Below are 18,140 nucleotides of genomic sequence, written 5' to 3'. Positions count from 1 at the left end.
GACGCAAATTTATTTCGATTGATGTAATTGTTTTGTCACCAATACTAGAGCCCTCGAATCAGGCCGCGCATGCCTGACATAACCATAACAATACAGAGGTGCTCGCATGACCAGTTGTGCCCAGGCGCTCGTCCAGTTACTCGAAGGCTACGGCGTGGAGTCGGTGTTCGGCATTCCCGGCGTGCACACGGTCGAGCTGTATCGCGGATTGCACGGCAGTTCGCTGCGCCACATCAGCCCACGGCACGAGCAGGGTGCCGGGTTCATGGCCGACGGTTATGCCCGCGCCAGCGGCAAGCCGGGAGTGTGCTTCATCATTACCGGCCCCGGCATGACCAATATCCTCACCGCCATGGGCCAGGCCTACGCCGACTCGGTGCCGATGCTGGTGATCTCCACCACCAGCCGCCGCGAGCACCAGCGCCTGGGCCACGGCTACCTGCATGAAATGCCCGACCAGCGTGCCGTCGTCTCCGGGGTCTGCGCCTTCAGCCATACCCTGCAGCGCCCACAGGAATTGCCCGAACTGCTGGCCCGCGCCTTTGCGCTGTTCAGTTGTGCGCGGCCGCGGCCGGTGCACATCGAAATCCCCCTCGACGTGCTGGAGATGCCAGCTGATGGCCTCGACCTGCGCCCGCGCACCTTGCCGCAAGCCCCGGCTCCGGCCGCGGTGAATATCGACGCGGCGGTGCAACTGCTGGCCGCCGCGCGCAAGCCATTGATCCTCGCAGGTGGCGGCGCCCGACGTGCCGGCCCGGTGCTGCAAGCGCTGGCCGAGCGGCTGCAGGCCCCCGTCGCCCTGACCACCAATGCCCGTGGCCTGCTGGCGCCGGAGCATCCGTTGCTGCTCGATGGCGTGCAGTCGTCGGCCCATGGCCGGGCGTTGTTTGCCGAGGCCGATGTGGTCCTGGCGGTCGGCACCGAGCTGGGCGAAACCGACTACGACTTCTTTGGCCTCGGGCCGCTGGTCTTGAATGCGCCGCTGATTCGCCTGGACATCGACCCGCTGCAGATTCTCGGCGCGGCCCGTGCCGATGTCGGTTTGCTGGGCGACGCCGGGCAAGGTCTGCAGGCGCTCCTCAATGCCGTGCCTGAACGCTCCGCCTGCGACTGGGCCGGCCTCAGCGTGGCGCGGGTCAATGCCGCCGAGCGGGCGAGCTGGAGCCCCAAGCAAAACGTTATGCAGCACATGCTCGACACCCTGCGCGACAGCCTGCCGGCACCGATTGTGGTCGGCGACTCGACCCAGCCGGTGTACCAGGGCGCGCTCGGCTACCGGGCGCCGCAAGCCAACAGCTGGTTCAACGCCGGCACCGGTTTCGGCACCCTGGGCTACGGCTTGCCGGCGGCGATCGGCGCCAAGCTGGCGATGCCCGAGCGCCCGGTGCTGGCGGTGGTGGGGGACGGCGGGGTGCAGTTCTCCAGCGCCGAGCTGATCGCTGCGCGTGAGGCCGAGGCGGGGGTGATCGTGGTGCTGTGGAACAACCATTGCTACGCCGAGATCCGCGACTACATGACCGCCCGCGAAATCCCGCCGCTGGGTGTCGACATCCTGCCGCCGGACTTCGCCGCGCTGGCCAAGTCCTGCCACGTCCAGCACCAGTCGGTGAGCAGCCGCGAGCAGTTGCGCGAAGCACTGATCCGCCTGGCCGACACCCGCCAGCCGGTCCTGCTGGAACTGGACGCCGCAGCCTTCCTGTCTGCCTGAGCACCCCTTTGCCGAATCCCTTGGGAGAGAGCCGCATGGAATTGCAGAAACGATTTGCCCGTAAATGGATCGACCAGCACCGCCAGCAGTTGTCCGATTGGCACCAGATCATCTGGCACTACGCGGAACCGGCGTTTCGCGAGTACAAGTCCTGCGCCTGGTATGTAGAGCTGCTGCGCAAGGAAGGCTTCACCGTGGAAGAGGGCAGTGGCGGCATGCCGACCGCCTTCTGCGCCACCTTCAGCAACGGCAATGGCCCGGTGTTGGCGACCTACGCCGAGTACGACGCGGTCCCCGGCAATTGCCAGGCGGCGACCACCCGCAAGATGCCGCGTGAGGGTCTGTCGCGGTTTGCCCCCGGGCACACCGATCCGCATTCGGCGCTGGGCATCAGTGCCCTGGGTGGGGTGCTGGCGGCCAAGGCGGCGATGCTCGAGTTCGGCATCCAGGGCACCATCCGCTTCTTCGGCGAGCCGGCCGAAAAGCTGCGCGCCTCCAAGCCGGTGCACGCCGCCAAGGGGTACTACGACAACCTGGATGCGGCCATCAGCTTTCACCCCACCTATATGTTGCCGCTGAACAACACCACCACCTGGGATACCCATTGCGGGATCGCCTACGCCTACATCTACAGCTTCACCTGCGAAGATCCCGAGAACTGGATCGCCGCCGACCGCTACAGCCCCATCCCGCAGAACCACCTGGCCGCCCGCGCGCCCGGGGCCAACGATGCGCTGATGCACTTCTACAACCTCAACGAAAGCCTGCGTCGTTCGACCCTGCCGTTCACCGGCCTGTGGAGCTACAACGAAGCCATCCTCACCGCCGGCCAGGCCACCGCCGATAACCTGCCGCCGCATCTGTCGCAGATCCAGTACCTGCTGCGCTGCGATTCGATCGAGCAGGCCGAAACCATCTCCTCGGTGATGGACAACAATGCCGCCGCCGCTGCGATGGCCACCGGTTGCCAGTGGAAAAAGACCTGGGTGTGCAAGTCCCGTGGTGGCCTGGCCAACCATGTACTGGCCCAGGCCACCTACGACAACCTGGCCGCCATCGGCGCGCCGCAATGGGGCCTGGAAGCCTGCGAGATCGCCCGGGAAATCCAGCGCAACCTGGGCCTGGAACCGATGGCCGAACCCTTCCTGCCGGCCATCGAACAATTGATCGAGCCGCAGGAATGCGAACGTCAGATGCGCCTGCAAATGCCGGCCTGGCAGAAGTACCTGACCTCCGACGACTACCCCGAATACACCTGGCATTGCCCGACCGTGCGCCTGCTCGTCGCGCGGCCGATGCTCGCCGCACCCGCCGGCCATGTCTACCCGGACTGGGTCTCGAACGCCCTGGGCGGCATCCCGCAGACCATCGACCCGATGATCGACGTGGCGGCCAAAACCATCGCCAGCACTTTGCTCGACCTGTTCTGCAACGACGACCTGCTGGCGGCGGCCAAGGCCGAGTTCGACCAGCGCACCGGCGGTGGCATCGGTGGCGAACACTGGCAGGCGCCCCTGCTGCCCGCCGACTTCCAGGCGCCGCACCGTTTCCGCTGGCCGGAGTACATCACCACCGTGCGCGGCGAGGAGTGGTGGATCCCGGCGCGCGAGGACGAGTAATGCCCCGCCGCCCTGCGTACCGCAACCCCCAGTCTTCGAGGAGCCAGACGTGCAAGCACTCACCAACGTGAACATCCCGCAGCCGGCAGCAGACACCTCGGTCGTCGCCATTGACGACCTGCATAAAAGCTACGCCGACCACCACGTGCTCAAGGGCATTTCGATGCGCGCCAAGGAGGGCGAGGTGGTCTCGCTGATCGGCTCCAGCGGCTCGGGCAAGAGCACGCTGCTGCGCTGCATCAACCTGCTGGAAATCCCCTGCAGTGGCAGCCTGCGCATCAATGGCGAGGAAGTGCGCCTCAAGACCGGGCGCCACGGGGTCGCGCAGGTCGCCGATCCGCGTCAGGTCGAGCGCCTGCGCACCCGCCTGAGCATGGTGTTCCAGAGCTTCAACCTGTGGCCCCACCGCACGGTGCTGGAGAACGTCATCGAAGCCCCGGTCTATGTGCTCGGCGAGGACCGCAAGGAAGCCACCGCCCACGCCGAGCAACTGCTGGAAAAAGTCGGCCTGATCGACAAGCGCAATGTCTACCCGGCGTTTTTGTCCGGTGGCCAGCAACAGCGCGTGGCCATCGCCCGGGCCCTGGCCATGCGCCCGCAAGTGATGCTGTTCGATGAGCCGACCTCGGCCCTCGACCCGGAACTGGTGGGCGAAGTGTTGCGGGTGATCCAGGGCATCGCCGAGGAAGGCCGCACGATGATTCTGGTGACCCACGAAATGGCCTTTGCCCGTGATGTGTCGAGCAAGGTGATTTACCTGCACCAGGGCCGGGTCGAGGAAGAAGGCCCGCCCCAACAGGTACTGCTGGATCCGCGCAGCGAACGCTGCCGGCAATTTGTCATGGCCCAGGACAACCGCGGGTAATCACCTCGGTTTTTTCAACCTCGATAACAACAACCTGAAAGAGGCACCCTGCATGAAAAAAACTCTGTTGGTTACCCTGCAAGCCTGCTTGCTGGCCGGCATCGCGAGCAGCGCGATGGCCGCGGACAAACTGGTGTTCGGCATCGCCCTGGAACCCTATCCGCCGTTCTCGTTCAAGAGCGGCAAGGGCGACTGGAGCGGCTTCGAGCCGGAGATGATCACCGCCGTCTGCGCCCGTATGCAGGCCGAATGCACCCTCAATGAAATGTCCTGGGACGGTCTGATCCCGGCGCTCAAGTCGCAGCAGGTCGACGTGGTGCTCAACTCCCTGTCGATCACCCCCGAGCGCCAGCAGGTGATCGACTTCACCCAGCCGTACTTCTTCACCCGCGCCCTGTGGATCGGCGAGCGCAACCTGGAACTGGACCCAACCCCGGCCGGCCTCAAGGGCAAGATCATCGGCGTACAGGGTTCCACCACCCACGCCGCCTTCGTCAAGAAGTACTACGCCGAGGACTCGACCATCCGTTACTACAACGACCAGGACGACCTGCTCGCCGACCTGCGCAGCGGGCGTGTCGATATCATGCTGGCCGACCAGTTGGTGGTCGAGCCGCTGCTCGAACTGCCGGACAACGCCATGCTCGCGAGCAAAGGCGTGGCTCCGCTCGACCCCTTGTTCGGTGACGGCGTGGGGGCGGGTGTGCGCAAGGGCAACGATGCGCTGCGTGAGCGCCTGAACGTCGCCCTGCAAGCGCTGCGTACCGACGGCAGCTACGAAAAAATTCGTGAGCGCTACTTCAAGACCGACATCTCGGCCCTCGAGTAAGCCGGTACTTCAAGCAAACCCAGCGAAGGTGTGCTCATGACTGTTTCTGAAATTTCCCGGCTGTTTTTTACCGACGGCTGGCTCCAGGCCCTGGCGCAGGGCATGGTGAAAACCCTGGGTATTTCCCTGGGCGCCTTTGTCCTGGGCCTGTCGATCGGCTTGATCGTGGCCATGGTCAAACTCAAGGGACCACGCTGGATGGTGGTCTGCGCCAATTGCTACACCACCCTGTACCGCGCGGTGCCGGAGCTGTTGCTGATCCTGCTGCTGTATTACGCCGGTGCCGACCTGATCAACCTGACGATGGCGGCGCTCGGTCAACCGAGTGTCGAAATCAATGGCTTCATGGCCGCCGTGGTGGTGCTGGGCATTGTGCAGGGCGCGTACTCGGGGGAGATCATCCGCGGGGCGATCGAGTCGATTCCCCACGGCCAGATCGAAGCCGCGCGCTCCTATGGCATCAACCGCTTGATGCTGGTACGCCGGGTGATCCTGCCGAGCATGCTGCCGTTCGCCATCGCCGGCCTGTCCAACCTGTGGCTGGTGCTGGTCAAGGAAAGCGCGCTGATCAGCGTGGTCGGCTACAGCGAACTGCTGACTGCCGGGCGCCAGGCCGCGGCCTCGACCAAACACTACTTGCTGTTCTACCTCGCGGTCGCGGCGTTCTATTACCTGATCACGCTGGTTTCCAGTTCGGTGTTCCGGCAGGTCGAAGTTCGCTTCGAACGCTGGATGCCACGGCACTCATAGGGAAGGGCAGGCATGGACTTTCAGTGGTTGAGCAGTTTTTACAACGAGTTGGTCAAGGGGGCAGGGCTGACCCTGCAACTGTTGCTGATCTCGGGTTTTTTCGGGTTCCTGATGGCGGTGGGCGTGGCCCTGGGGCGCTTGTCGAAGAACCGCTTCCTGGCCAACGGCCTGCGGTTCTACACCAGCGTCCTGCGGGGCACGCCCTTGCTGGTGCAGATCTACGTGCTTTACTACGGCGTGGGTAGCCTGTTCGCCACCTTCCCGTTGATTCGCGGCAGCATGTTCTGGCCGTACTTGCGTGAAGGTTTCTGGTACGTTGCGTTCGCCCTGACCCTGAGCGTTTCGGCCTATGTCGGCGAAGTGCTGCGCGGTGGCTTGCGCGCGGTTCCGCGTGGCGAGCTGGAAGCGGGGCGGGCCTATGGCATGCGGCCCTGGCTGGTACTGCGGCGAGTGTGGATGCCGCGTGCCTTGCAGATGCTGCGCCCGACCCTGGCGGGGGAGAGCGTGATGCTGCTCAAGGCCACGGCGCTGGCCTCCACCGTCGCGGTCACCGACTTGCTCGGTGCAGCCAACCTGGTGCGTGCGCAAACGTTGCGGGTCTATGAGCCGCTGCTGGTGGTAGCGGTGATTTACATCATTCTGGCGATCTTGATCGAACAAGGCTTTGCCCGTATCGGCAAAACGCCCCAACGACAGGCCTGACTTCACACTGTGTTGATACGTCGGCCCGAGGGCTCACAAGGAGTTATTCATGAAATATTCGTCCATGGTCCAGCGCATCAGCGGTGAGACGGTCAGTGCCTGGGACATTCACTACGCCGCGTGTGATGCGCAGGCCCGGGGTGAAGATGCCATCGTCCTGAGTATCGGCGATCCGGACTTCGCCACCGCCGACGAGATCTGCGCGGCGGCGATCCAGGCCTTGAACGAAGGCGACACCCACTACTGCCACGTGATCGGCCGCCCGGCCCTGCGCGAGGCGATTGCCGCCAAGCAGACGGCCTTGCTCGGCCAGCCGGTGTCCGCCGCCAACGTGGCCCTGGTGGCCGGTGCGCAGAATGGTTTGTACGCCACCGCCATGTGCCTGTTCGAAACCGGCGATGAAGTGCTGGTGCCGGCGCCGATGTACCTGACCTACGAGGCCAGCATCCAGGCCAGCGGTGCCCGCCTGGTGCCGATTGCCCAGCCGGCGGAAAACGATTTCCGCTTGACCCTGGCCGCCATCGAGGCGGTGGTGACCGACAAGACCCGCGGCATCGCCCTGGCCACGCCCAACAACCCCACCGGCAACGTCTACACCCGCGAGGAACTGGAGGCGGTGGCCCTGGTCGCCCAGCGGCACAACCTGTGGGTGATCAGTGATGAGGTCTACGGCCAGCTCACCTACGATCGAGAACACCAGAGCGTGGCGACCCTGGAAGGCATGGGCGAGCGCACCGTGGTGCTCAACAGCCTGTCCAAATCCCATGCCATGACCGGTTGGCGGGTCGGCTGGGTGGTGGGGCCACAGGAACTGATCGGCCACCTGGATAACCTGCTGCTGTGCATGCTCTATGGCTTGCCGGGCTTCATCCAGGCCGCCGCGTTGAAGGCGCTGGAACTGGATGAGCAGGTGGTCGGCCAGGCACGTGAGTTGTATCGCCGTCGGCGTGACCTGGTGGTCGCCGGGTTGCGCAACGTGCCGCTGCTCAAGTGCAAGGTGCCCGAGGCTGGCATGTTCATGCTGGTGGATGTGCGGGATACCGGCCTGTCGAGCACCGATTTCGCCTGGCAGCTGTTCCGCGCCACCGGTGTCTCGGTCCTCGATGCCAGCGCCTTCGGGGCCAGCACCGCCGGCTTCGTGCGCATTTCCTTCACTGTCTCAGATGCCGCGTTGAGCGACGCCTGTGGGCGAATCGCCGGCTTTATCGAAGGGCTTCAAGCCCGCAACTGACGGTGGCTCATGGCACCCGGCGCCCCGAGTGAAGGGGCCGCCGGGCGTCATTCGTCTCAAGCCTGTTTGTAGCCCAACTGCTTGTCGATCAGGTCATACACCTGCTGGTGGGTGGCGTTGTTCAGCAGCTTGGTGCGGCAAGCCCGTTCCAGGAAATCTTTGACTTCTTTCTTCGCGGTCGCGGGGTAAAGCCCTGCCACATACTCGGCTTCATGGTCCTGGGTGCAGTTGAAGTACAGGTCGTCTTTGGCTTTGTCTCTGGCCACGGGTAGCTCCTTGATGGATGTCGGTTTCGCGCAGAGGCGGCGAAACTCCCTTGAGGGTAACCAGGTTTTTTCCGTGGACCAGCCCTGCTGGCGAAAAAGGAAAAGGCTGTACGACGTGGGTGGACTCGCGCGATTTATTAAACGCGGGTGTGCAATCAATCGTCGATGCCGATGGACGGCGCTCCCCACGGCTTCATAAACTGTCGCCAGGCTTGGGGACTGGGGGCGGTAGATGAATCGCAATGAACTGCGCAAGGCCGACATCAACCTGATGGTGGTGTTTGAAACGCTGATGCTCGAACGCAACGTGACACGCGCGGCGGAAAAGCTGTTTCTCGGCCAGCCCACAATCAGCTCGGCCCTCAACCGCCTGCGAACCATGCTCAACGACCCGCTGTTTATCCGGGTCGGTCACCGCATGGAACCCACGGCGCGGGCCGAAGAGCTGATCCTGCACCTGTCTCCGGCGCTCGACGCCTTGTCGTCGGCCCTGAGCCTGACCCGCGAGTTCGATCCCGCCAGCAGCACCATGACCTTTCGCATCGGCCTGTCCGATGACGTCGAGTTTGGCCTGCTGCCCCCGCTGTTGCGCGCCTTGCGCCAGGAAGCGCCGCAGGTGGTGTTCGTGGTCCAGCATGTCGACTACTGGCGGATTCCCGACTTGCTCGCCTCAGGCGATATCACCGTGGGCATCAGCCAGACCCGTGGCCTGCCGGCCAACGCCAAGCGCAAATTACTGCGCCACATCCAGCCCAGCATCCTACGCGCCGACGCCTCGGACACGCCGTTGACCCTCGACGAATACTGCGCCCGGCCCCACGTGCTGGTCTCGCACACAGCCAACGTCAGCGGCTTTGCCGATGAGTGGCTGGCCGAGATTGGCCGGACCCGCCAGGTGGTGTTGTCGGTGCCGCAATACAGTGCCTTGCCGGCCTTGCTGGCGGGCACCGACCTGATCGCCAGCCTGCCGGACTACACCGCCGCAGCCATGGCCGCCTCGGGGCAATTGTTCAAGGAGCCGTTCCCGTTCCACACCCCGACCCTGGACCTGTCCATGGTCTGGCTCAGCCACGTCGACACCGACCCGGCCGAACGGTGGCTGCGCTCGCGCCTGGAAACCTTCATGAGTGACCGCGGCGCACCGCAGATCTAGGCTTATGTCGCAGAGAGTGGCAGGAGCGGTCTGTGCTACATGTAGGCACTTTGATCGACACCCCAAGGAGCACAGTAATGCCTCACCTGCACATGGAATACACCGACAACCTGCCAGGGCTCAACGCGGACGTGGCGCTGCTGCGTTTCAACCACGCGCTGGCCGGTTCCGGGCAGTTTGCCGACGAGTTCGACATCAAGAGTCGGGCCGTGCAGGTGGGCGCATTCCGCGTGGGGACCGGCATGGGTGAGCGGGGCTTTGTGGCGGTGCGGCTGGCGATACTCAGCGGCCGTTCACCGGCGATCAAGAAGCAATTGTCCGATAGCCTGCTGGCGGTCCTGCAGGACGTGTGCGAATGGCCGGCCGGGGTCGAGGTGCAGCTGTGCGTCGAGGTCCTGGACATCGACCGCGAGTCCTACACCAAGACCGCCATCGGTCGCTGAGACCCGCCGCACACCTCAATCCAGCGCTTGCGCGGCGCATGCCTTGGTCACCTGCTCGCGCAGCCAGGTATTGGCGCTGTCCAAATCGCTGGCCTCGCTCCACAGCATATCCAGGCTGAACCCCGGCAACCCCTGGGGCGCCTCGTAATGGCTGAAGCCGGGTTCATTGGCCAGCAACTGCTGGATACGCCGTGGCATGGCCAGCAGGTAATCGGTGCCGACAATCAACTTCAGCGCCGCACTGTAGCTATTGGCCCGCGCGACAACCTGCCGTTTATGGGCCTGTTGCGCGAGCCAGCCATCGACCATGTTGGTACTGGACGTCCAGGGCGTGGGAAAGACATGCCGGCGCTGGGCGAAATCCTGCAGGCTGAAGCGCGGCGTCGGGTGGGGCGCGTGGTGGTCGACCACGCACACCAGGTCATCGGTGAGCAGCACCCGGGACTTGAAGTCACGGTGGTTCTGATGAAAGTTCGGGCCGAAGCCGATCACCAGGTCGATGCGCCCGGCGTGCAGGTCCTCGGCGGGAATGTCACTTTCGAGTTTGTGCACATTGATGGTCACCGGCAGGTCGACCTGGGCGAAGCGTTGCAGCAGGCGCGGCAGGATCAACTGTTCGAAATACTCCGGGGCGCAGAGGTTGAAGGTCACGGCCCGGCGAGTCGGGTCGAACGCCTGGACCCCGGCATGGCACAGGTTGATGCTCTCGATGATCTGCAGCACATGGGGGTACATGCTGCTGGCCCTGTCGGTCGCCCGCATGCCGGTCCGGGTGTTGATGAACAACTCGTCCTCGAAGCTGGTGCGCAGTTTCTTCAGGCAGTAACTCACGGTGGATTGGCTGACGCACAGGGCGTCGGACACGCCACTGACATTGCACTGTTCATACACCGCGATGAACACCATGAGGTCCTGCATATCGAGCTTGCGCAGCAAGTTACTGTTGAGCATCCATCGGATCCGTTCAGCGGCGTGCGCAGGTTGCGCACACGCCTGAACCGGGAATGCTAACGGAAGGCGCCGCTCAGGACCATGCGCCGCGGATCCGCTTGCTCAGTCGATGTGCCTGGCGTAGTGGCGCGGGTCAAAGCGCAGGACCATCACCATCATGACCAGCACCACCGCCGTCAGCGCCCACCAGGCCCATTCGAAACTGCCCAGTTGGTCGCGGATCATCCCGGCAATCAGCGGCGAAACACCGGCAATCAGGTAGCCGATACCTTGTACGAAGGCCGTCAGGCCGCCGGCGCGCTGGGGATGGTCGAGGTGGTCCAGCGAGACGATCAGGCTCATTGGAAACAGCCCGCCGATGCCCAGTCCCAACAGGCACGGCCAGAGCAGGCTCAGGGACTCGGGGCTAAGGATCAACCCGCAGAAACCGGCGACGATCAGGCCCAGCAACACCATCAGCACCAGGCGTTTGTCGCGGCTGCGGTTGGCCAGGGCCGGGGCCAGCAGGCCGGAGATCACCTCCATGGCCGTCAGGAACCCCAGCAGCAGGCCGGCGTTCTGTTCGCTCCAGCCTTTCTCCACGTAATACGGTGCCAGCCATGCCAGCACGCAGGTGTAGGAGGCCGTGCCCAGGCCGAAGAAAATGGCCAGCAACCAGGCGCGGGGATTGCCGGCAAAAGCTGGGTTGTTGACGGTTGGGCGGGCCTGGGGGGCGATGGCTGAACGTTGCGCGTACCAGAACAGCAAGGCGACCACCGCCAGTGCCGCCCAGATCGCCAGGCCGATGCGCCAACTGCCGGTGCGCACCATCACCAGGGGCGCGAATGACGCGGCAATGGCTGCACCGGCCATGATCGAGGTGACGTACAGGCCCATGAACAGCGAGACGTTATCGCTGAAGCGGGACTTGATCAGTGCCGGCAGCAGTGCCTGGATCAGGGCGATGCCGATGCCGGCCAGGACGGCGCTCAAGATCAGTTCGGCGGCCGAGTCGAGGAACAGCCTCGAGGCGGTGGCCAGGCCGATGATGATCAGCGACAGGACCACGGTGCGATGTTCACCCAGGTGGTGGCTGATGCGCATGCCGAAGAACATTGCCAGCCCCATGGCCATGACGGGCAGCATGGTGAGCAGGGCGGCGAGGCTGAAGCTCAGGGGGATGTCGCTGCGGATGCCGGTCAGCAGCGGGCCGATGGCGGCCATGGACGGGCGCAGGTTCAGGGCGACCAGGACGACGGCGAGTATCAGCCAGATGGCGGGGCGGGAGGTGGCGCGTACGGTTTGCATAATCGGACCTTTGGGGGGGCGTGGGTTGGATTAGGCGGGTAGGGGGTGGGCGGCGGCAAATCAGAAAGTCTGGGGGGGGATTTAGAAATTAAATGTGTTGGGGGGGGGCAGTTCGTTGCTTCGCTGCGCCTCCCCCCAGGTGCATATCTTCGCTCAGCCTGCCGTACCTGGAAGAATGCGCCGCCCTAAAGATAATCGCTGGCAGGCCGCAAGCGGGCGCCAGCTCCCACAGGTTCGGCGTGCCCCTGCACAAATTCTGTGGGAGCGGGCTTGCCCGCGATGGCGATCTGCGCCACACCACAGATCTCAGCAATACCCCAATCTCCCGTAGCAGCTGTCGAGCCTGCGAGGCTGCGTTCGAGGACGCAGTCCTCGCAGGATTGCAGTGAGGGAATGTTTAGCCAGTCTGCAACCAAGGTTCTTCAAGTGTGGATTTAACGACTTATTGCCCCGTGTGACGCTGTTCGCCCTCTGTGTTCTGCGGTTTACCTTATGGACGGTTGCTCGATCGACACTCACCCCGCGGCTGTGCCTGGCGCTAGTGCGTCATGCCGTCAGCCTCGGCGTCGATTCTTGCCCGCCAGCGCATTGAACCTGTCTGCCCTGCCTTCGGAATTGGCCTTTTGGGCGCTATGGCACTGCCGCCATGCGCGCCCACCGGATGTGCGTATTTCCCGTTGAAGCATTTCAACGGCCCTGGTGTTGCGCCGGGGCCTGACTGGTGGTGCCTGCGCGCCGCCTGACCCGGACATACGAGCGTTCCCATGAGTGTTGCCACGAGCCCCTTTGCCTCTCTGCAAGAAGCCAGCGATTTTCTGCAAGCCAACCCGGATATCGAGATGTTCGAGCTGTTCATTGTCGACAACAACGGTGTGCCCCGGGGCAAGTTGTTGCACCGCGATGAGTTGCTGGCGGTCTACCAGAGCGGGCGGCCGCTGCCGAGCACCATTTTGGGCCTGACCATCAATGGCGACGACGTGGAAAACTCCGGGCTGGTCTGGGAAGTCGGCGACATCGACTGCCGCGCTTACCCGGTCAGTGGCAGTTTGCAGCGCATGCCATGGCGCCAGATTCCGACGGCGGCGGTGCAGGTCAGCATGCATCCGCAAGAAGGCATGCCGGCGACCGTGGCCGATCCCCGGCATTTGCTCGCCAACGTGATCGACGGACTCAAGGCCGATGGTTATTACCCGGTGATGGCCGCGGAGCTGGAGTTCTACTTGCTCGACCAGCAGCGTGACAGCCAGGGTCGCCCGCAACCGGCGCGGGACGTCGACGGCGGGCGTCCACGTTCGACCCAGGTCTACGGTTTGCGCGAGCTGGAGCAGATCGAGCCATTTCTCGCCGACCTCTACGCCGCCTGCAAGCTGCAGGGGATTCCGGCGCGCACGGCGATTTCCGAATACGCGCCGGGCCAGGTCGAGATCACCCTGGAGCATCGCGCAGATGCCCTGCAGGCCATGGACGAGGCGGTGCGCTACAAGCGCCTGGTCAAGGGCGTGGCCCACAAGCATGGGATGAGTGCGTGTTTCATGGCCAAGCCATTCGATGACCTGGCCGGCACGGGCATGCACATGCACGTCAGCATCGCCGACAAGGACGGCAACAACCTGTTTGCCAGTGAGGCCCCCGATGGCACGCCGCTGCTGCGCCAGGCGGTCGGTGGCATGCTCAGCACCTTGCTCGACTCCCTGCTGTTGTTCTGCCCCAACGCCAACTCCTATCGCCGCTTCCAGACCAACAGCTACGCGCCGCTGGCCGCCACCTGGGGCGTCGACAACCGCACCGTGAGCCTGCGGGTGCCCGGTGGGCCGGCGTTCTCGCGGCATATCGAGCACCGCATCTGCGGCGCCGATGCCAACCCCTATCTCGCCGCTGCGGCGATCCTGGCGGGCATTCATCGCGGCATTCGCGAGCAGCGCGACCCGGGAGCGCCGGTCGAGGGCAACGGTTACGCCCAGGCCAAGGAATTGCTGCCCACCGACTGGCTGACCACCCTGCGTGCACTGGAAAGTTCGGCCTGGGCCCGGGATGCCTTTGGCGCGCCGTTCCTCGGGGTCTACCTGGCAGTCAAGCGCGCCGAGTACCGCCAGTTCATGGGCGAAGTTGGCGAGCAGGACTGGCGCTGGTATTTGCATCAGGCGTGAGATAGGAATAATTAACAAACAGGACGCCAACAAATAGTGGTTAATCCACTATTTGTTGGCGTCTTTTTCACGAAACATTGATGCCGGGCTGCTTAGAGTTTGTGCTGTGTTCAGGAAAGAATAGTTCGTTCTTTGCTGGCGGCACTGACTTCAGGAACAAGCAGACCTCCCATGTTTAAAATTAAAGCCGTGCGCCCGGAATGGGTGACGTTGATTGCCAGTGTATTGCTGTTGGCGGGCTACAACGCTGTCCTCTGGCAACACCTGTTCGACATTACCGCCAGCGATGCCCGGGGTATCGGCATGCGGGTGGCGTTCGGCGTAATGATTGCCTGTGCTTTCAACTTGATCCTGACCCTGCTGGCCTTCCGTCCTTTGTTCAAACCCTTGCTGACCCTGATCTTCATGATCAGTGCCGGTGTCGCGTATTTCATGAGTCAGTATGGTGTGCTGATCGATGCCGCCATGTTACGCAACTTCGCCGAGACCAATGCCACCGAAGTGCGCGATCTATTGTCGCTGAAGTTACTGGCGTACAACTTGTTATTGGGTGTACTGCCGTCGTTTATTCTGTGGAAAACCCCAATTAGTTATCGTCGCTGGCACCGTGAGTTGTTCAGCAAAGTGTTGGTTGTTGGCGCCTCTGCCGTGGTGATCGGTGGCGTGGCACTGCTTAACTATCAAGGCCTGTCTTCGTTGTTTCGCAATCACCACGAATTGCGCTTGATGGTGGTGCCGAGCAATTACATCGGCGCCTCCTTCGGTTATGTGCGCGAACAAGTGAAGTCGGCGCAGCAACCGTTCGCCAAACTCGGCGAAGATGCCCAGCGTAATCCGAGCTGGCAAACCCACGGGCGCAAATCCCTGACCGTACTGGTGGTGGGCGAAAGTGCCCGCGCCGAGAACTTCGGCATTCTTGGCTATGGGCGTGACACCACGCCAAAACTGGACAAGGAAGCGGGGCTGATCGCCTTCACCGACGTGCATTCCTGCGGCACGGAAACCGCGGTCTCGGTGCCTTGCATGTTCTCCAACATGGGCCGCAAGGACTACGACGCCAGCAAGGCGAAGAATGAAGAAGGCCTGCTGGATGTGCTCAAGCATGCCGGGCTGGACGTGATCTGGCGGGACAACCAGTCGGGCTGCAAGGGCACCTGCGACCGGGTGACCCTGGAAGATGTCAGCAACTTCAAGGACCCGGTGCTCTGCGCCAACAGTGAGTGCCGCGATGAAATCCTCCTGCAGGGCCTGCAGCACTTCATCGACACCCTGGACAAGGACACCGTGCTGGTCCTGCACCAGATGGGCAGCCACGGTCCCGAGTACTTCAAGCGTTATCCCAAGGAATACGAGCGCTTCACCCCGGTGTGCGAGAGCAACGCGCTGAACACGTGCAGCCGGGAAAGCATCGTCAATGGCTACGACAACACCCTGGTCTACACCGACCATGTGCTGTCGACCCTGATCGACCTGTTGCGCAACAACCAGGACAAAGTCGACACGGCCATGCTGTACCTGTCGGACCACGGCGAATCCCTGGGCGAGTACAACCTGTTCCTGCATGGCACGCCCTACATGCTTGCCCCCGATCAGCAAAAGCATGTGGCGATGCTCGCCTGGTTCTCCGACAGCTATCAGAAGGCCTTCTCGGTCGACACCCACTGCTTGCAACTGAGTCGGGAAAAACCCTTGAGCCAGGACAACCTGTTTCATTCGATGCTGGGGTTGCTGGAGGTCAACAGCAAGGTCTACAACCCTGACCTGGACTTGTTCACCGGCTGCCGAGGGGCCGTGGTCGACGGCGTTCTGGCCAAGGATTGAACGCCAGCCACCTGATCACTACGCCAGCCCCCAGGCTGGCCCCAGCTGACACCTTATAAGAGTCGCCCCCATGTCCGCCCACCCCCCATCTTCCATCGAGCGCGAATCCGCTGAGCGCCATGGCCAGCAGTACGCCTGTGCCTGTGTCGAGCCCCAGCCACCGGGCTGGCGCCAGCGCCTGGCGCAGTGGCGCCGCGAGCAGTTGCTGCGCAACGCGCTCAACAAGGCCGGGGAGCCTGGCCTGGTGTTGGATGTGGCCTGTGGCGTCGGGCGTTACTGGCCGGTACTGGGGGAACACAGTAACCGGGTGATCCTGGCGGCCGACCCGTCCCCGGACACGCTCAAGCATGGCCGTACGCACCAGTCGGCGAGCCTGCTGGCGCGTATCCGGACCTTCCAGAGTTCGGCCTTCTCCATCGGCCTGTCGGCCAACGCGGTGGATTGCATCGTCTGTTCGACGCTGTTCCAGCAGCTGCCGAGCGCCGAGCACCGCATGGCGCTGCTCCAGGAGTTCCAGCGGGTGAGCCGGGACACCCTGATTGTGGTCGTGCGCCTGGCGGGTCGCGGCAACTGGACGGCCGCCCTGACGGCGCAAGTGGAACCCGGGGTAGGCAAAAGCCAGCTGGAGGCCGAGTTCAAGGCGGCCGGCTTCGAGGTCCTCATGCACCAGGATGTGTTGCCGGGCATTGCGGCAACCCGGGTGTACGTGCTGCGCAAACTCAACCAGGACTGATCCGGCGAGCGCCTGGCCGCGTGCCGTAGATCATTTCGCCTACGCTCTTGCTCCGTGGATGCGCGGAAATCGCCGGGGGCGATATATACTGCGCGCCATTCTTCAAGGGAGAGCCGTGTGGCCATCGATATTCACTGGATTCGCGACAACGATAGCCTCGGTCAGTTTTGCGCCCAATGGCAGCAGTTGCCGTTCGTCGCCCTCGACACAGAATTCATGCGGGTCGACACCTTCTATCCGATTGCAGGCTTGCTGCAGATCGGTGATGGCGTGCGCGCTTACCTGATTGACCCTTTGACCATCGACAACTGGCAGCCCCTGGCCGCATTGCTGGAAAACCCGGCCGTGCTCAAGGTGCTGCATGCCTGCAGCGAAGACCTCGAAGTCCTGTTGCGCCTGACCGGCAGCCTGCCGGCGCCGCTGTTCGATACCCAGCTGGCCGCCGCCTACCTGAACCTGGGCTTCTCCATGGGGTACTCGCGTCTGGTCTCGCAAGTGCTGGACATCGACCTGCCCAAGGGGGAAACCCGCTCGGACTGGCTGCAGCGTCCGCTGTCGGAGACCCAGATCAGCTACGCCGCCGAAGACGCCCTGCACCTGGCAGAAGTGTTCGTGCGCCTGCGGCCCAAGTTGTCGGACGACAAGTTCGCCTGGGTCCTGGAGGATGGCGCCGAACTGGTGGCCAACCTGCGCCGCGAAACCGACCCATACGAGGTCTACCGCGAGGCCAAGCTGGCCTGGAAACTGTCCCGCGCCCAACTGGCCGTGCTGCGCGAGCTGTGCGCTTGGCGTGAGCTTGAAGCCCGGGCCCGTGACCTGCCGCGCAACCGTATCGTGCGTGAGCATTCGTTGTGGCCGTTGGCCCGGACCCAGCCGGACAATCTCGCCGCGCTGGCGAAAATCGAAGACATGCACCCGCGCACCGTGCGCCAGGACGGCGAGTTCCTGCTGGACCTGATCAAACGGGCCGCCAGCGTACCGCCGGAGCAATGGCCAGCGGCGGTGCCCGAGCCGTTGCCGATCGAAGCCGCCGCCCTGGTCAAGCGCCTGCGCGCACTGGGCCAGGCCGAAGCGGAGCGCTTGAACATCGCCCCCGAACTGATGTTGCGCAAGAAGACCCTGGAGGCCTTGCTCAAGAGCGGCTTCCCGGACGGTCCTTACCAATTGCCTGAATCGCTGCGTGGCTGGCGCCGCGAATTGATGGGCCAGGCCTTGCTCGACAGCCTGGCCACTGCCGGAGAACAGCCTTGAAACGTATCTGCTCGATCTACCGAAGCCTGAAGAAAAACGAAATGTACCTCTACGTGCTCAAGAGCGATGCTCTGGAGCGCGTACCGGAAAGCCTGTTGCTGGCCTTCGGCAAACCCCATCACGCCTTCGACCTGGTGCTGACCCCGGAGCGCAAGCTCTCGCGCGAAGACATTACCCAGGTCCTGGAAAACCTCGACAAGCAGGGCTACCACCTGCAAATGCCGCCAGCCGAAGACGAGTACATCGAGCACTTGCCCGAAGAGTTGCTGCGACGTAACGATCCGATCTGACGGCGACCGGTTCAGGCTCGGTCCCGGGCCTGCCGGCCCACCACGATGGATTTTCTGGCGGTGGCCGCAAACGGGGGAGCGCACTCCCTCGGCG

General features: G+C 63.6%; 17 protein-coding genes. 14 read left to right on the top strand and 3 right to left on the bottom strand.

What is annotated here, in order from left to right:
* Nucleotides 1–106 precede the first annotated feature (106 nt).
* The 7 genes from Q1W70_RS03610 to Q1W70_RS03580 are packed head-to-tail and all read left to right on the top strand — an operon-like array spanning nt 107 to nt 7,704.
* The gene (locus Q1W70_RS03610; protein WP_185818682.1) at nt 107–1,708 is read left to right on the top strand and encodes a 5-guanidino-2-oxopentanoate decarboxylase; all 1,602 of its coding nucleotides are present in this window, start codon (nt 107–109) and stop codon (nt 1,706–1,708) included.
* 35 nt (nt 1,709–1,743) lie between these two features.
* Nucleotides 1,744–3,327, top strand: coding sequence for an amidohydrolase (locus tag Q1W70_RS03605; RefSeq protein ID WP_166592263.1), 1,584 nt, complete (start codon nt 1,744–1,746; stop codon nt 3,325–3,327).
* Nucleotides 3,328–3,376: 49 nt separating this feature from the next.
* Nucleotides 3,377–4,192 (top strand): ABC transporter ATP-binding protein, encoded by an 816-nt coding sequence (locus tag Q1W70_RS03600; RefSeq protein WP_269780236.1) that lies wholly within the window; start codon nt 3,377–3,379, stop codon nt 4,190–4,192.
* A 52-nt stretch (nt 4,193–4,244) separates the two neighbouring features.
* Nucleotides 4,245–5,021: a transporter substrate-binding domain-containing protein gene (locus tag Q1W70_RS03595; protein ID WP_166592262.1), complete on the top strand. Its 777-nt coding sequence runs from the start codon at nt 4,245–4,247 to the stop codon at nt 5,019–5,021.
* A gap of 36 nt (nt 5,022–5,057) precedes the next feature.
* A complete protein-coding gene (locus Q1W70_RS03590) occupies nt 5,058–5,771 on the top strand; it encodes an ABC transporter permease (RefSeq protein WP_166592261.1) in 714 nt (237 codons plus the stop codon).
* A gap of 12 nt (nt 5,772–5,783) precedes the next feature.
* On the top strand, nt 5,784–6,473 hold the full coding sequence (locus tag Q1W70_RS03585; RefSeq protein WP_095171708.1) for an ABC transporter permease: 690 nt from the start codon (nt 5,784–5,786) through the stop codon (nt 6,471–6,473).
* A gap of 49 nt (nt 6,474–6,522) precedes the next feature.
* The gene (locus Q1W70_RS03580; protein WP_166592260.1) at nt 6,523–7,704 is read left to right on the top strand and encodes a pyridoxal phosphate-dependent aminotransferase; all 1,182 of its coding nucleotides are present in this window, start codon (nt 6,523–6,525) and stop codon (nt 7,702–7,704) included.
* A gap of 56 nt (nt 7,705–7,760) precedes the next feature.
* Here the strand turns inward: Q1W70_RS03580 and Q1W70_RS03575 are convergent, their stop codons facing one another.
* A complete protein-coding gene (locus Q1W70_RS03575; protein WP_166592259.1) occupies nt 7,761–7,970 on the bottom strand; it encodes a hypothetical protein in 210 nt (69 codons plus the stop codon).
* Nucleotides 7,971–8,202: 232 nt separating this feature from the next.
* Here Q1W70_RS03575 and Q1W70_RS03570 point away from each other — a divergent pair, with 232 nt between their 5' ends.
* The gene (locus Q1W70_RS03570; RefSeq protein WP_302098636.1) at nt 8,203–9,123 is read left to right on the top strand and encodes a LysR substrate-binding domain-containing protein; all 921 of its coding nucleotides are present in this window, start codon (nt 8,203–8,205) and stop codon (nt 9,121–9,123) included.
* Between the two features lie 77 nt (nt 9,124–9,200).
* Nucleotides 9,201–9,566 carry a 5-carboxymethyl-2-hydroxymuconate Delta-isomerase gene (locus tag Q1W70_RS03565; RefSeq protein WP_166592257.1) on the top strand — a complete coding sequence of 122 codons (366 nt, stop codon included), beginning with the start codon at nt 9,201–9,203 and terminating at the stop codon, nt 9,564–9,566.
* Nucleotides 9,567–9,581: 15 nt separating this feature from the next.
* Here the strand turns inward: Q1W70_RS03565 and Q1W70_RS03560 are convergent, their stop codons facing one another.
* Together Q1W70_RS03560 and Q1W70_RS03555 are read right to left on the bottom strand one after the other, a co-directional pair.
* Complete coding sequence (locus Q1W70_RS03560; protein WP_182343799.1) at nt 9,582–10,517, bottom strand: LysR family transcriptional regulator; 936 nt, start codon at nt 10,515–10,517, stop codon at nt 9,582–9,584.
* A gap of 102 nt (nt 10,518–10,619) precedes the next feature.
* Nucleotides 10,620–11,804 (bottom strand): cyanate transporter, encoded by a 1,185-nt coding sequence (locus Q1W70_RS03555; RefSeq protein ID WP_182343801.1) that lies wholly within the window; start codon nt 11,802–11,804, stop codon nt 10,620–10,622.
* Nucleotides 11,805–12,568: 764 nt separating this feature from the next.
* Between Q1W70_RS03555 and Q1W70_RS03550 the strand changes: the two genes are divergently transcribed.
* From Q1W70_RS03550 to Q1W70_RS03530, 5 genes are all read left to right on the top strand, one after another.
* Complete coding sequence (locus Q1W70_RS03550; RefSeq protein WP_166593172.1) at nt 12,569–13,951, top strand: glutamine synthetase family protein; 1,383 nt, start codon at nt 12,569–12,571, stop codon at nt 13,949–13,951.
* A gap of 171 nt (nt 13,952–14,122) precedes the next feature.
* Complete coding sequence (locus Q1W70_RS03545; protein ID WP_166593171.1) at nt 14,123–15,772, top strand: phosphoethanolamine transferase; 1,650 nt, start codon at nt 14,123–14,125, stop codon at nt 15,770–15,772.
* A 70-nt stretch (nt 15,773–15,842) separates the two neighbouring features.
* Nucleotides 15,843–16,505 carry a class I SAM-dependent methyltransferase gene (locus Q1W70_RS03540; RefSeq protein ID WP_182343803.1) on the top strand — a complete coding sequence of 221 codons (663 nt, stop codon included), beginning with the start codon at nt 15,843–15,845 and terminating at the stop codon, nt 16,503–16,505.
* 117 nt (nt 16,506–16,622) lie between these two features.
* The gene (gene rnd, locus Q1W70_RS03535) at nt 16,623–17,756 is read left to right on the top strand and encodes a ribonuclease D (protein ID WP_166592142.1); all 1,134 of its coding nucleotides are present in this window, start codon (nt 16,623–16,625) and stop codon (nt 17,754–17,756) included.
* The gene (locus tag Q1W70_RS03530) at nt 17,753–18,046 is read left to right on the top strand and encodes a YcgL domain-containing protein (protein WP_095171651.1); all 294 of its coding nucleotides are present in this window, start codon (nt 17,753–17,755) and stop codon (nt 18,044–18,046) included. The genes rnd and Q1W70_RS03530 overlap by 4 nt, the downstream gene beginning before the upstream one ends.
* Nucleotides 18,047–18,140: the final 94 nt, after the last annotated feature.

Source organism: Pseudomonas kielensis (assembly GCF_030505375.1).
In the GTDB taxonomy this organism is placed as follows: domain Bacteria; phylum Pseudomonadota; class Gammaproteobacteria; order Pseudomonadales; family Pseudomonadaceae; genus Aquipseudomonas; species Aquipseudomonas kielensis.
This window is presented reverse-complemented; position numbering and strand designations above follow the sequence as displayed.

Bases quoted from the DNA above. Each gene is read 5' to 3' on its own strand.
- Q1W70_RS03610 (WP_185818682.1), top strand. From the start codon at position 107: ATGACCAGTTGTGCCCAGGCGCTCGTCCAGTTACTCGAAGGCTACGGC.
- Q1W70_RS03605 (WP_166592263.1), top strand. From the start codon at position 1,744: ATGGAATTGCAGAAACGATTTGCCCGTAAATGGATCGACCAGCACCGC.
- Q1W70_RS03595 (WP_166592262.1), top strand. From the start codon at position 4,245: ATGAAAAAAACTCTGTTGGTTACCCTGCAAGCCTGCTTGCTGGCCGGC.
- Q1W70_RS03590 (WP_166592261.1), top strand. From the start codon at position 5,058: ATGACTGTTTCTGAAATTTCCCGGCTGTTTTTTACCGACGGCTGGCTC.
- Q1W70_RS03585 (WP_095171708.1), top strand. From the start codon at position 5,784: ATGGACTTTCAGTGGTTGAGCAGTTTTTACAACGAGTTGGTCAAGGGG.
- Q1W70_RS03580 (WP_166592260.1), top strand. From the start codon at position 6,523: ATGAAATATTCGTCCATGGTCCAGCGCATCAGCGGTGAGACGGTCAGT.
- Q1W70_RS03570 (WP_302098636.1), top strand. From the start codon at position 8,203: ATGAATCGCAATGAACTGCGCAAGGCCGACATCAACCTGATGGTGGTG.
- Q1W70_RS03565 (WP_166592257.1), top strand. From the start codon at position 9,201: ATGCCTCACCTGCACATGGAATACACCGACAACCTGCCAGGGCTCAAC.
- Q1W70_RS03560 (WP_182343799.1), bottom strand. From the start codon at position 10,517: ATGCTCAACAGTAACTTGCTGCGCAAGCTCGATATGCAGGACCTCATG.
- Q1W70_RS03555 (WP_182343801.1), bottom strand. From the start codon at position 11,804: ATGCAAACCGTACGCGCCACCTCCCGCCCCGCCATCTGGCTGATACTC.
- Q1W70_RS03550 (WP_166593172.1), top strand. From the start codon at position 12,569: ATGAGTGTTGCCACGAGCCCCTTTGCCTCTCTGCAAGAAGCCAGCGAT.
- Q1W70_RS03545 (WP_166593171.1), top strand. From the start codon at position 14,123: ATGTTTAAAATTAAAGCCGTGCGCCCGGAATGGGTGACGTTGATTGCC.
- Q1W70_RS03540 (WP_182343803.1), top strand. From the start codon at position 15,843: ATGTCCGCCCACCCCCCATCTTCCATCGAGCGCGAATCCGCTGAGCGC.